The sequence below is a fragment of the Geminicoccus flavidas genome (assembly GCF_009806515.1).
Lineage (GTDB): Bacteria > Pseudomonadota > Alphaproteobacteria > Geminicoccales > Geminicoccaceae > Geminicoccus > Geminicoccus flavidus.
In genome coordinates this window covers 1-13,017 of sequence record NZ_WUJP01000302.1, presented here as the reverse complement: position 1 = coordinate 13,017, position 13,017 = coordinate 1, and the positions used below count along the sequence as shown (strand labels likewise).

The following is a 13,017-nucleotide window of genomic DNA, read 5'->3' as shown; positions in this document are numbered from 1 at the left end:
CACCGCCGTGTTCTTCGGCGGCGCCTTCGCGTTCACCGGCCTGCCCTGGCTGAGCTGGGCCATGGGCGACCTCGCCGTGAAGCTGGCCATGGCGCTGGTGCTGCTGATCCCGTTCCGCGCGATCATGAATCTGCGTGCCGTGGCCCTGCCGAGCCCGTCTGCGCCCTGACGGGGCGCCTGCCCGTCACCACTCCCCGGATTGCAGCGGCTGCCAAGTGAAGGCCAGGAGCAGCCGGCGCTGCAGGGCGAAGCCATTGTCGTCGCTGGCTACCAGCAGTGAGTAGCTGCCATCGGGGAGCTGGCGGACCGCCATGGCCTCGTAATTGTCGCCGAGCGGCTCGTGGCTGATCACCGCGATCGTCCGGGGCGTGAACGCGTCGACTGGCTCGTCTAGCGCACGCAGCGGCAGTGCCAGGATCTCGCCGCGCCAGCCCGACAGGAGGCCGAAGCGGCGCAGCAGGACGAACAGATGGTCGCCCGCGACCGTGGCCTCGACCGGCAGGAGGTCGGCTGCTGGCAGCCTCAGCCAGTGCCGCTGCCAGTTCCCCTCCCCGTCCTGCAGCAAGACCAAGGCCCGGCCATCCGGCTCCACGGCTCCTTCCGGAATAGTGAGCAGCCGTCCGTCCGGCAGGGCCGCCACCGCCTCCGGGCCGGCATTGCGATGGAGGAAGCGCAGGTCCGGCGCCCCTTCCAGCCGGCCGATCCGGTAGCCGCCAGGTTGACCTTCCAGCAGCGCCAAGCGCGGCATGTTCTCCAGGCCCAGCACCACACTGCCGTCCGGGCGGACCGCCAGGGCCTCGAGATCGGCCCGGGGTGCGCCGCGCGCCACCAGCCGCCCATCGAACCGCCACTCATCCGCGCATTCGGTAAGGGGCCGCTCGAATGGGCAAGAGATTTCCAAGAGGTCGCCCTGGTCGGTGCCGAGGAGCAGCCGCTCACCGTCCAGCGCCATGGCGGACAGGCCGGTGATCGGCAGTTGCGAACGCAGCTCCCAGGCAGCGGTGAGCACCGCACCTTCGGCCAGGCGCTGCGGCAGCTCCAGCCCCGGCACCGGCACGCGCTGCACCGATCCTGTTTCGATGTCGGCCCGGGCGGGCGGGGGCTCCGCGGCGCAGGCGGCGAGCAGCAGGACGAGCGCGAGCGCGCTGGAGCATCTGGACAAGGAACGGATCCGGAAGAAGGCCCAAAACAAAGGGCCGGCCGCCCATCAGGACGACCGGCCCCTGCCCGGTCAAGAGCCGTGCGGCTCCGTGCCGACTTACTCGCTGTTGGTCCGCACGCCCATGAACTGCAGCAGGAACTGGAACATGTTGATGAAGTCCAGGTAGAGGGTCAGCGCCCCCATGACCGCCATCTTGGTCTGGGCACCCGGCTCCATGTTCTCCAGATACATCTCCTTCAGTCGCTGCGTGTCCCACGCGGTCAGGCCCGCGAAGATCAGCACGCCGGCGACGCTCACCGCGAACTGCAGCGCGGAGGAGCCGATGAAGATGTTGACCACGCTCGCGATGATCAGGCCGAACAGGCCGACCACCAGGAACGTGCCCATCGCCGACAGGTCGCGCTTGGTGGTGTAGCCATAGAGCGACAGGGCGCCGAACGCCGCGGCGGTGATGAAGAAGGTCCGAGCCACGCTCTCACCGGTGAACACCAGGAAGATCGAGGCCATGGACAGGCCCATCACGGCGCAGAAGGCCCAGAAGGTCATCTGTACCGCGGACACGCTCATCTGCTGGAGCCTGAAGCCCAGGAAGAAGATGAAGCCCAAGGGCGCCAGCATCACCACCCACTTGAGCGGCGAAGTGAAGATCGGGACGTAGATGGCCGGGGTCGCGGCGACGAACATCGCGATGATGCCGGTCAGCGCCAGGCCCAGGCCCATATAGTTGTAGATGGACAGCATGTAGCGGCGGAGGCCCGCGTCGACCTGGTCGACCGCTACACGTCCGCCCATGCGCGCCAAGCGGGGATCCGTGCCGAATGCCATGTAACCTCCTCAGGGGCGGCGGCGACCTCAGGTGGCCGACGCTCATATGTCTAGAATATAGCGATCGGCCGTGGTGCATCAAGACCAGATGGCCGGATCCGTACGCCAGCGACAATGATACATATCGTTACAATTCAACGGATTGACGACATTTTCCGAAGATCGTCGGCGCGGCCAAGGTCTCGCCGCGGCGAAGCGGCGGCTGGCCAAGATCATCGGCCGGCCTGGCGAGCCGGTCGCAAGACGAAACGCTACCGCCCGAAAACGGCGACTTTCGGTGTCCGGCGTGCCCGCACGTTCGTCTCGCAAGGCCACCGTCACGACGTGCGTAGGACCGGGGCGATCGGCCGGGCCAGGAGGCGCCAGGTGGAGACCGCACCCACCAACCCGGTCAGCGCCACCGCCGCCAGCGCCAGGAGGCCTGCCGTGCCGGGCTTCGCGGCAAAGCCCAGATTCATGAACGGCGCTACCAGCACATAGGCAGCGATGCCGCCGACCAGCAGGCCGACCAGGGCGGACAGGAGGCCCAGTGCCGCGTGCTCGATCAGGAAGTGGCGCAGGAGGTCAGCCCTCGTGGCACCCAGCACCTTCATCAAGGCCGCCTGCTGGCGACGCTGGCGGCGGGACGCGGCGAGTGCCCCTAGCAGCACCAGCAGCCCGGCGCCCAGGGTCACCGAGGCCACTGCCTGGACGGCAAAGCCGATCCGGCCCAGCACCATCCCGATCTGCCGGCTGACCTCGCTGATCGAGATCGGCGTCACGTTGGGCAGTGCCTGCGCCATGGCGTCCAGCAGCGCCGGCTCCTGGTCCGGCGGCACCCGTACGGTCGAGACCAGGGTATGCGGCGCCTGCTCCAGCAGGCCCGGGCTGAACAGGAACACGAAGTCGATCCGGGCCTGCGACCAGTCGATCTCCCGGCGCAGGTTGACGATGGTCGCCTCGACCGTGCGGCCCAGCACGTTGAAGGACAGAGTGTCGCCCACCCCCACCCCATAGCCTTGGGCGACGTCGTCCTCGACCGAGACCAGCGGCCGGCCGGCATAGTCGGCGGGCCACCAGGACCCTGCCACCAGTGGCTCGTCGCGCGGCGGGTCGGCGGTCCAGGACAGGCCGCGGTCGCGCCGGACTGTCCAGCGCACGTTCTCGCCGATCGCCGCCTGCTCGACCGGCACGCCCTTGATCTCCGATACTCGCGCGCGCAGCACCGGGGCGCGCTGGTCGAGCACGGCGTCGGGAAAGCGCGCCAGCACCTGGTCGAAGGCCTCGACTTGGTTCGGCTGGATGTCGATGAACACGACCGAGGGTGCCCGTTCCGGCAAGGAGTTCTGCAGTTCGGCGTCGAGCGACTGCTGGACGAACAGGACGGTCGCCAGGACCGACAGGGCGGTGCCGGTCGCGACCACCACCGGCAGGGCGGTAGAGCCCGGCCGGTTCAGCCGGGCCAGGGACAAGCGCAGGACCAGGGGGCCATGCCGGGCGAGCCGGCCGACCAGCGCCAGCACCCCGCGCCCGAGCAGGGTGAGCAGGCCGGCGGCCAGCAATGCCGCCAGGGCGAAGCTGGCGCCGATCTCGGGCCTGGGCGTGGTCAGCGCGGCGAGCCCGCCCACCAGCAGCACGCCCAGGCCCAGCACCACGAGGCGCGGCCGCCAGCCGCCGTGCCGCTGCTCGGCCGCGGCCGGGCGCAGGAGGGCCGCCACCGGCAGGTCGCGCGCGTCCAGGAGCGGCACGGCGGCGAACAGGAGGGCGGTCGCGATGCCCAGCAGGCCGGCGCGCAGGAGTGGCCAGGCGGCAAACACGTCGCCCAGCTCGAACGGGATCAGCTCGGCCGGCAGGAGGCGGGCGAGCGAGGCCAGGGCGTAGGCGCCGAGCGCCCCCAGCAGGGCCGCCAGGGCCGCCACCAAGGTCACCTGCAGCGCATAGACCAGCAGGACCTGGCCGGGCGTGGCGCCCAGAGCCTTCAGCGTGGCGATGCCGGCGCGGCGCTGGACCAGCCAGCCCTGCACCGCCAGGCCGATGCCGATCCCGCCGGTGAGCAAGGCGGCCAGCGCGGCGACCGTCAGGTAGCTGGCCAGCCGGTCGGTGAAGCGCGCCACCTGGGGCTGGATCTCCTCCACTCCGCGCAGGCGGAACCGGGCACCGGGCGTGCTTTCGCGGATCGCGGCCTGGACAGCGGGGACGTCCGTGCCGTCCGGCAGGACGATGGCGCGCGACCAGGTGGTCACCGCACCCGGCAGGAGGATGCCGGCTTCCCGGATCGTGTCGATCGAGGCCACCACGCGCGGGCCCAGGCCATAGATGCCCTGGACCCGCTCGGGCTCGCTCACCAGCACCGCACGGATGGTGACCAGCCCGTCGCCCAGGCGGATCCTGTCGCCGACCTCGACCCCTAAGCGCGGCAGGAGGGTGCGTTCCACCACCACCCCGCCATCGGCCAGCGCCTCGGCCACCGGCAGCGGCGGATCGAGCTCGACCTGGCCCAGCAGTGGCCAGGGCTGCTCCACGCCCTTGAGCGCAATGGCGAGGCTGCGCGACGAGCCGTCCTCGCCCCTGCCCTCGCTCATGGCGAGCCCGCTCATCCGCACAGTCGAGCGCGACGTGCTGCCCGCCGGCACGGCCGGGCCAAGCTCCTCGACCGTGATCGGCTCGCCCGAGGCCTCGGCCACAAGATCGCCGCCCAAGAGGCTGCGCGCATCGCGCTCGACCGCATGGTCCACCGCGGCGGACAGGAGGCCCACCGCACCGATCGCCGCCACGCCCAGCGCCAGGCAGAGCAGCAGGAGCCAGAAGCTGCGCAGGCCGCCGCGCAGGTCGCGCAGGGCGAAGGACAAGGCGAACGGCAGGCGTCGCGTGATCGTGGCGGACATGGTCATGCCGGCTGCCGCAGCTTCTGGTCGGCGGAAGCGGCCAGGTGCGGTGGGGCGGTCAGCCGGCCGTCCTCCATGCGGCAGGTCCAGTCGCAGGCCTGGGCCAGCTCAAGGTCGTGGGTCACCAGCAAGAGCGTGGTGCCGCGCTGGCGGCGCAAGGCGAACAGCAGTTCCATGACATGCCCACCATTGGCGCGGTCGAGATTGCCGGTGGGCTCGTCGGCCAGCAGGATGGTGGGCTCGGTGACCAGGGCGCGCGCCAGCGCGGTGCGCTGCTGCTCGCCGCCCGACATCTGCCCGGGATAATGGTCGATGCGATGGGCCAGGCCCACCTCGGCCAGGGCCGCTTCAGCCCGCTCCAGCGCGTCGCGCTGGCCCATCAGCTCCAGCGGCACCGCGACGTTTTCCAGCGCCGACAGGGTCGGGATCAGGTGGAAGCTCTGGAACAGGATGGACAGCCGCCCGCGCCGGAACCGGGCAAGCCCGTCCTCGTCCAGCGTGGCGATGTCGACCCCGTCCACGATTGCCTTGCCGCCCGTCGGCCGCTCGATGCCGGCGATCACCGCGATCAGGCTCGACTTGCCGGAGCCGGATGGACCCACCACGCTCACTGCAGACCCGGCCGGAACCTGGAGGTCGACGCCCTTGAGGATCGAGACCCGTCCGGCGGCCCCTGTCAGATCGAGACGAAGGTCCACGAGATTGATCATCCGGTCCTCACATTCAGGCATCCGTGCACAGATGGCCAGCCAGGACCCCGCCGGCAACCGCGCAGCGCTGATCCGCCGGCTCCTGGCCCTGCTGCGGCCATTGGCGGCAGCGGGATTGGCCCTGCTCGCGGTCCTGGCCCCGCCGGGCCAGGTCCAGGCGCAGGGGGCAGCGTGCCGGATCGCGGTGCTGGGCGATTCCCTGACCGCAGCCTATGGGCTTTCCGTGAACGAAGGATTTCCGGCCCGGCTCCAGGCGGCGTTACAGGCGTCCGGGCGGGACTGCCAGGTCATCGATGCCGGCGTGTCGGGCGACACCTCGGCTGGCGGGCTCGCGCGGGTCGACTGGGTGCTGGCGGACCGCCCCAGCCACCTGATCGTCGAGCTGGGCGCCAACGACGCGCTGCGCGCCCTGCCCACCGATCAACTGGAGCGCAACCTCGACGCGATCATTGAAAAGGCTTCAGCCGCGGGCGTGCCGGTATTCCTGGCCGGAATGCTGGCCCCGCCAAATCTCGGTGCTGCCTACGGAAACTCGTTCCGGCAGGTCTATCAGGACGTGGCGGAACGTCATGACATTCCGCTCTACCCGTTCTTCCTCGATGGGGTAGCCGGCGACCACACGCTCAACCTGCCCGATGGTATTCATCCCACGGCGGCCGGCATCGAGATCATCGTCGAGAGGATCATGCCCGCGATCGGGCAATGGCTGGACAAGGTTTCCTGAGGTCGCGATCCCGAGCCGGCCGGATGCTGGTCTTGCCGGGCCGACGGCAGATCTGCATGGCCTTGCTGCGGGATTGTGGAGAAGTACGTGGAATGCGTGGATATCCTTGGCGGCCGGGCGCCGTGCGCGGCTCCCGGGGCGGCCACCGGGTGGTGACGCCGGTTGCGTCTTCGCACGCCGCGAAGGAAAATCAGCGGAGGGGAAGCCGGCGGCAGCAGCCGCCCGCCAGGGGCTTTTCGGGGGACGGCCAGACCGTCACCGGCCCTGGGCGCCGAAAGGAAGATAACAATGTCCGAGACGTTTCCGGTTCCTGCCTCGTTCGCGAAGACGGCGCTGATCGACGACCTGACCTACCGTACCATGTATGCCCGATCGATCGAGGAGCCGGAGGCGTTCTGGGGCGAGATGGGTCAGCGCCTGCACTGGAGCAAGCCCTACACCAAGGTGAAGAACACCTCGTTCGACGGCGACGTCTCGATCAAGTGGTACGAGGACGGCGAACTCAACGTCGCCTACAACTGCATCGACCGGCACCTGCCGCGGCACGCCAACCGGGTGGCGATCATCTGGGAGGCGGACAATCCGGAGTACGAGCGGATCGTCACCTACCGCGAGTTGCTCCGCCGGGTCTGCAAGATCGCGAACGTGCTCAAGGCGCACGGAGTCAAGAAGGGCGACCGGGTCACCATCTACCTGCCAATGATCCCGGAAGCGGCCTACACCATGCTGGCCTGCGCCCGGATAGGTGCTGTCCACTCGGTGGTGTTCGGCGGCTTCTCGCCCGATTCGCTGGCTGATCGGATCAAGGACTGCGGCAGCAAGCTCGTGGTCACCGCGGATGGCGGGCTGCGCGGCGGCAAGCCGGTGCCGCTCAAGGGCAATGTCGACGCGGCGCTGAAGAAGTGCCCGGACGACGTGAAGGTCCTGATGTTCCGCCATACCGGCATCGCGGTCGACATGCAGGAGGGCCGCGACTTCGACGCGTCACATGAAGCGCGCGAGGCCAGCGAGGAGTGCGCCTGTGAGCCGATGAATGCAGAGGACCCGCTGTTCATCCTCTACACCTCGGGCTCGACCGGCAAGCCGAAGGGCGTGCTGCACACGACCGGTGGCTACCTGGTCTTCGCCTCGCTCACCCACAAATACGTGTTCGACTACAAGGACGGCGACGTCTACTGGTGCACTGCCGATGTCGGCTGGGTGACCGGGCACAGCTACATCGTCTACGGCCCGCTCTCCAACGCCGCGACCACGCTGATGTTCGAGGGCGTGCCGAACTACCCGTCGGTCTCCCGGTTCTGGGAGGTCATCGACAAGCACCACGTCACGATCTTCTACACTGCCCCCACTGCGATCCGGGCGCTGATGCAGCAGGGCGACGAGCCGGTGAAGCGGACCTCGCGCGCGTCCTTGCGCCTGCTGGGCTCGGTGGGCGAGCCGATCAACCCGGAGGCGTGGCTCTGGTACCACCGGGTGGTGGGCGACGGGCGCTGCCCGATCGTGGACACCTGGTGGCAGACCGAGACCGGCGGCATCCTGATCTCGCCCCTGCCCGGGGCCACCGTGCTCAAGCCCGGCTCGGCGACCCGGCCGTTCTTCGGCGTGAAGCCGGCGCTGGTCGACAATGACGGCAAGCTGATCGAGGGCGCCGGCGAAGGCAACCTGGTGATCCTGGACAGCTGGCCCGGCCAGATGCGCAGCGTGTACGGCGACCACCAGCGGTTCGTGCAGACCTATTTCTCGACCTTCAAGGGCATGTACTTCACCGGCGACGGCGCTCGCCAGGACGAGGACGGCTACTGGTGGATCACCGGCCGGGTCGACGACGTCATCAACGTTTCCGGCCACCGCATGGGCACGGCCGAGGTGGAAAGCGCCCTGGTCGCCCACCCGGCAGTCGCCGAGGCCGCCGTGGTGGGCTTCCCGCACGACATCAAGGGCCAGGGCATCTACTGCTACGTCACCCTGCAGAAGGACATCGAGCCGTCGCAGGCATTGCGCGAAGACTTGGTGAAGTGGGTGCGCAAGGAGATCGGGCCGATCGCCACGCCGGACTTCATCCAGTGCGCGCCGAACCTGCCCAAAACCCGGTCCGGCAAGATCATGCGCCGGATCCTGCGCAAGATCGCGGCCAACGAGCATGATCAGCTGGGCGATACCAGCACGCTCGCCGACCCGTCCGTGGTGGCCGACCTGGTGGCGAACCGCCTGAAGCGCTAGCCGGGCGATCTCCCGCCAACCGGCGGTTCCAGTCCGGCTGGAGCCGCCCCGGCGGGTTCAGCCGGGTGCCGAGGCCAGAAAACAAAAAAGGGCGGTCCAGTCCGGGCCGCCCTTCTCCCTGTCCGGGAGCATAATCTCAGCCATGCTGTGCGTCCTGGGGGGGAACTGCTCACATCGCTGTCCAATGACGAGTAGTCCATCTCTGCCGGCTTCACAACAGCAATCTGACCCCATCGCCACAGACTGTGCCGTCTGTGCCACGGTGTCGTGCCCCGACTGATGCGGAACCCGGTAGCGGCAGGACTGAGCCCGCGGGTTCCCATGGTGGCAGGTTCTTTCCGGTCGCAGCTCGGCGGGCAGGTCGGACGATGGCGGCAGGAGACCCGGGAAGAACCAGCCTGTCATCTGTGGTTCGGAGGCTGCAGCACCCGTCGCCGCGATCATGACCGAATTGTCATGTTCGCGACGGCGGGGCCGGGGCAGCTAGCCACGGGCGACAAGCCCGCCCGGCTCAGCGGGCGGCCAGGCGCTCCCTGGCCAGCCGCTCCTCGGCACCGGGGGCATCCGCCGGGCGCTTCGGCCGCAGGGGCTTTTGGCCCAGGAGCAGCATGCGGGTGATGGTGAAGCGGCCGGCCACCAGCTCGACCACGATCGGCAGTCCCAGGCCGCCGGCCAGCATGATCACGAACATCAGGTAGGGATCGTGGATGCCGAGCTTGGGCAGCACCATGCGCAGCCCAGCGACGCCGAACATGTGGAATAGGTAGATCCCGTAGGAGTAGTTGCCGATCACGCCCAGGCCACGGTTGGTCCAGCCGGTCCGCATGATCAGCATGCAGAACGCCGCGCCGAACAGCAGGCCGATCGGGCTCTCACGCGACACCGGATGGTCCAGATAGCCCAGGAGGCCGGCCTGGGTGACCACGACGCCCACTGCGACCAGCGCCCAGGCGATCGGCACCCCGCCCGGCCGCGCCAGCGGATCGCCGAACCGGCCGAAATACAGGCCCAGCAGGAAGAACGGCAGCAGGAACAGGGCACCCTGGATCGAGAAATACTGGAGCTGGACCAGGTCGCCGGCGCAGATCACCGCGGCCAGGATCAGCGCCACCACGACCGCCGCGCGCTGCACGAGCAGGCCGAACGAGTCGAGGAACGCCACCAGCACGAAGATCATGAAGATCGCCTGAAGGAACCAGAAATGCTCGTAGGGATACACTGGCAGCCAGACGAAGCCCAACAGCTCGCTGGCCGTCATGCCCTTGGAGACGCCCGAGACGATGAACTGGAGCGTGCCGACCACCAGGAGCGGGATCAGAAGGCGGCGCGCCTTGCCGATCAGGAAGCCGCCGACATGCTGGCCGGGCGACACGCTGCGGAAGGTGTAGACGATGCCGGCCACGAAGGCGAACAGCGGCATGCGCAGATACTGGAACGACTCCGCCAGGTGGCGCAGCAGGGTGCCGTCCCCCATCATCAGGCCGCGGTCGGGCGCGCTGCCGATCGTGTGGTAGGCGACCAGGAAGATGCAGGCCAGGCCGCGCAATGTCTGGATGGATTGCTTCAAGGCGTTTCTTGCTCCGGCCCGCCGCGACCAGCCATCACCGCCCGGCAAGACGAGCTGTGGGCGGGAACTGCTCGAGCGGCATGGGCTAGGGTGCGTGAAGTAGCGACGGTGATGCCCGAACAAGGATCGGCCAGTCGAGATTCGCGCAGCGTCAGCCGGATGGCAAGTGGGCGCAATGGCTCACGTTACATGAAGTTCACAATCAACTCTATGTTTCGTGACTTCCGAAGACTGCCAACAAACCATCCTCGGCTCACAAGTCGCCGGCCGGCGGATCATGCATACGAGGTCCACAGGCCTTTTCTGCCGCGCGGGGCCAGGCAGCTCCGTCACGACACCTTCTGGGCATGCCGCAGCGGCCAGTCGCGCCGCTCGCGCGGGGCCGAGGCCGCCAGATTGCGCAGCATCGGCTGGGGCTGGCCGTAGAGCATGCTTTCCAGACGCTGCTTGTCTGCCACGGTCTGGGCCAGCTCAGCCCGCGCCTCACCGAGTTGGCGGAGGCTGGACTCCAATTGCCCCTCCAGCCGGTCGAGTTCGCGATAGGCCGCCAGCAGCGCCTGGTCGCCCTCGTCGATTCGGGCCAGCATCCGCTTCTGGCGCCGCTCGAAATGATGGCTGATCTCCGCCAGCATGACGGCCTCGCGCTCGCGATACCAGCGGCCGACGCCGTAGCCCGCCAGAACCATGCCGGAAAGGAAAGCCAGCGCTGCGAGCATGGTGCACCTATCGCCTTGTCACGGCCAAGAGGCCCGCTACTTCGCTGCGGCGCAAGAGGATACGAGGGCGCATCCGGAAATACGGCAAAATCTGCCCAGTCGAAATGCCTGCTTCCGGCTCAAGTCATGAAGAACGCTGGGTCGAACTGGACGGTCCCGGCAGCACCATCCGATGCCAGCCTCAGGACCTGGAAGTACTCGGCCGGCAGGTCCGGCAGCACCAGGGCCGGATCGGCGGCAAAGTCGAACCGGTGGTAATAAGCCGGGTCACCCAGCACCACGCAGCCCGCAGCCTCGCGCGCGCGCAGCTGCTCCAGCCCGGCCTCCACCAGAGTTCGACCGATCCCCTGCCGTTGCCAGGAAGGTGCCACCGCCAGCGGGCCCAGGCCGAACCAGCCGGCACTGCCGTCGGAGATCGTCACCGGCGAGAAGGCGACGTGGCCGACCAGCTCTGGGCCGGCAGTCGCCACCAGGGACAGAGCCAGCCTGCCGGAGCGGCGCAGCCCGGCCACGATCGCCGCCTCGGTGCCGCTGCGATGCGGTGCCGCCGCGAACGCGGCGGTGACCAGTGCCGCGATTGCCGCCTCGTCCCCCGCCTGTTCCCGGCGGATCGTTACGTTCATCTCAGGCCCGGCCCAGGATCAGGTCGGCCGCCTTCTCCGCGATCATCATGCTCGGGCTGTTGGTGTTGCCCGAGGTGATGGTCGGCATCACCGAGGCGTCGGCGACCCTCAGCCCTTCCAGCCCGTGCACCTGCAGGCGCGGCGACACGACCGCACCCCGATCGTCCGCAGGACCCATGCGGCAGGTACCGGCAGGGTGGAAGATCGTGGTGCCGAGGTCGCCCGCGGCGCGGACCAGCCCGGCCTCGTCCTGCACCATGCTGCCCGGCCGCAGTTCCTCGGTGACATAGCGTGCCAGCGCGGGTGCGGCGCAAATCCGCCGGGTGACCCGGATCGATTCCACCGCGACCTGCCGGTCCTCGTCGGTGGCCAGGTAGTTCGGCCGGATGGCGGGGTGGACCCGCGGGTCGGCGCTGGTGAGCCGGACTTCGCCCCGGCTGGTCGGCCGCAGGTTGCACACCGAGGCAGTGAACGCCGGGAAGGGATGGAGCGGGTCGCCGAACTTGTCGAGCGAGAGCGGCTGGACGTGGTACTCGATGTTGGGCGTGGCAAAGCGCGGGTCGGAGCGGGTGAAGGCACCCAGCTGCGAGGGCGCCATGGTGAGCGGCCCCTTGCGGAACAGGAGATAGTCCAGCCCCATGCGGCCCTTGCCGAACAGCGAGCCGACCCGCTCGTTCAGCGTGCCGATCCCCTGGACGCGATAGACCAGGCGCAGCTGCAGATGGTCCTGGAGGTTGGCGCCGACACCCGGCAGTTCGTGGCGCAGCTCGATGCCGGCCTCGGCCAGCCACGCGCCCGGGCCGATGCCCGAGCGCTGCAGGAGTGCTGGGCTCATCACGGCACCGGCACAGGAGATCACCTCGCGCCGCGCCCGCACCGTCCGGCCGTCCACCAGCGCCACCCCGATGCAGCGCCGCTCGGCGAACAGGAGGTGGCGGGCCTCGGCCTCGGTCACGATCCGCAGATTCGGCCGCTTGAGGGCTGGGCGCAGGAACGCCTTGGCAGCGGTCCAGCGTACCCCCTTCTTCTGGTTGACCTGGAAGTAGCCGCAGCCCTCGTTGTCGCCGGTGTTGAAGTCGTCGGTCTTGGGGATGCCCACCTGGGCGCAGGCCTCTCGGAACGCGTCCAGGATCGGCCAGGAGATCCTGGGGTTCTCGACCCGCCACTCGCCGCCAGCCCCGTGCAGCTCCGACGCGCCGCCGACGAAGTCCTCCATGCGCTTGAAGCAGGGCAGCACGTCGTCCCAGCCCCAGCCGACAATGCCCAGCTGGCGCCAGTGGTCATAATCCGCCGCTTGGCCGCGCATGTAGATCATGCCGTTGATCGCCGAGCAGCCGCCCAGCACCCGGCCGCGCGGATAGTTCAGGCTGCGGCCGTTCAGGCCCGGCTCCGGCTCGGTCTTGAAGCACCAGTCGGTGCGGGGGTTGTTCTGGGTGTAGAGATAGCCGATCGGGATGTGGATCCAGATCCAGTTGTCTCGCCCGCCGGCTTCCAGCAGGCAGACCCGGACGGATGGATCGGCCGACAGACGGTTGGCCAGCACGCAGCCGGCAGAGCCCGCCCCGACAATGACATAATCGAATTCGCCCAGATCCACCGCGACCAT

The 13,017-nt window shown here is 68.9% G+C and carries 10 protein-coding genes; 2 read left to right on the top strand and 8 right to left on the bottom strand.

Annotation, left to right across the window (positions count from 1 at the left end):
• Positions 1-184 precede the first annotated feature (184 nt).
• From EQG76_RS08355 to EQG76_RS08340, 4 genes are all read right to left on the bottom strand, one after another.
• Positions 185-1,162 carry an esterase-like activity of phytase family protein gene (locus EQG76_RS08355; RefSeq protein WP_159712365.1) on the bottom strand — a complete coding sequence of 326 codons (978 nt, stop codon included), beginning with the start codon at positions 1,160-1,162 and terminating at the stop codon, positions 185-187.
• A 96-nt stretch (positions 1,163-1,258) separates the two neighbouring features.
• Positions 1,259-1,954, bottom strand: a complete 696-nt coding sequence (locus tag EQG76_RS08350; RefSeq protein ID WP_407925514.1) for a Bax inhibitor-1/YccA family protein — start codon at positions 1,952-1,954, stop codon at positions 1,259-1,261.
• A gap of 350 nt (positions 1,955-2,304) precedes the next feature.
• The gene (locus EQG76_RS08345; protein ID WP_159712361.1) at positions 2,305-4,857 is read right to left on the bottom strand and encodes an ABC transporter permease; all 2,553 of its coding nucleotides are present in this window, start codon (positions 4,855-4,857) and stop codon (positions 2,305-2,307) included.
• Positions 4,854-5,561 carry an ABC transporter ATP-binding protein gene (locus EQG76_RS08340; protein ID WP_159712359.1) on the bottom strand — a complete coding sequence of 236 codons (708 nt, stop codon included), beginning with the start codon at positions 5,559-5,561 and terminating at the stop codon, positions 4,854-4,856. Before EQG76_RS08340 ends, EQG76_RS08345 begins: the two co-directional genes overlap by 4 nt.
• A gap of 31 nt (positions 5,562-5,592) precedes the next feature.
• Here EQG76_RS08340 and EQG76_RS08335 point away from each other — a divergent pair, with 31 nt between their 5' ends.
• Complete coding sequence (locus tag EQG76_RS08335) at positions 5,593-6,285, top strand: arylesterase (protein ID WP_159712357.1); 693 nt, start codon at positions 5,593-5,595, stop codon at positions 6,283-6,285.
• A gap of 288 nt (positions 6,286-6,573) precedes the next feature.
• Positions 6,574-8,505, top strand: coding sequence for an acetate--CoA ligase (acs, locus tag EQG76_RS08330; protein ID WP_159712355.1), 1,932 nt, complete (start codon positions 6,574-6,576; stop codon positions 8,503-8,505).
• 511 nt (positions 8,506-9,016) lie between these two features.
• Here the strand turns inward: acs and EQG76_RS08325 are convergent.
• The 4 genes from EQG76_RS08325 to EQG76_RS08310 form a co-directional block, all read right to left on the bottom strand.
• Complete coding sequence (locus tag EQG76_RS08325) at positions 9,017-10,072, bottom strand: acyltransferase family protein (RefSeq protein WP_159712353.1); 1,056 nt, start codon at positions 10,070-10,072, stop codon at positions 9,017-9,019.
• 329 nt (positions 10,073-10,401) lie between these two features.
• The gene (locus tag EQG76_RS08320; protein ID WP_159712351.1) at positions 10,402-10,788 is read right to left on the bottom strand and encodes a hypothetical protein; all 387 of its coding nucleotides are present in this window, start codon (positions 10,786-10,788) and stop codon (positions 10,402-10,404) included.
• A gap of 119 nt (positions 10,789-10,907) precedes the next feature.
• Positions 10,908-11,411 (bottom strand): GNAT family N-acetyltransferase, encoded by a 504-nt coding sequence (locus EQG76_RS08315; protein WP_159712349.1) that lies wholly within the window; start codon positions 11,409-11,411, stop codon positions 10,908-10,910.
• Position 11,412: 1 nt separating this feature from the next.
• A complete protein-coding gene (locus EQG76_RS08310; protein WP_159712347.1) occupies positions 11,413-13,017 on the bottom strand; it encodes a GMC family oxidoreductase in 1,605 nt (534 codons plus the stop codon).

Coding starts and splice junctions, on each gene's coding strand:
- EQG76_RS08350 (WP_407925514.1), bottom strand. CDS start 1,954: ATGGGCGGACGTGTAGCGGTCGACCAGGTCGACGCGGGCCTCCGCCGC.
- EQG76_RS08345 (WP_159712361.1), bottom strand. CDS start 4,857: ATGACCATGTCCGCCACGATCACGCGACGCCTGCCGTTCGCCTTGTCC.
- EQG76_RS08340 (WP_159712359.1), bottom strand. CDS start 5,561: ATGATCAATCTCGTGGACCTTCGTCTCGATCTGACAGGGGCCGCCGGA.
- EQG76_RS08335 (WP_159712357.1), top strand. CDS start 5,593: ATGGCCAGCCAGGACCCCGCCGGCAACCGCGCAGCGCTGATCCGCCGG.
- acs (WP_159712355.1), top strand. CDS start 6,574: ATGTCCGAGACGTTTCCGGTTCCTGCCTCGTTCGCGAAGACGGCGCTG.
- EQG76_RS08320 (WP_159712351.1), bottom strand. CDS start 10,788: ATGCTCGCAGCGCTGGCTTTCCTTTCCGGCATGGTTCTGGCGGGCTAC.
- EQG76_RS08315 (WP_159712349.1), bottom strand. CDS start 11,411: ATGAACGTAACGATCCGCCGGGAACAGGCGGGGGACGAGGCGGCAATC.
- EQG76_RS08310 (WP_159712347.1), bottom strand. CDS start 13,017: ATGGTCGCGGTGGATCTGGGCGAATTCGATTATGTCATTGTCGGGGCG.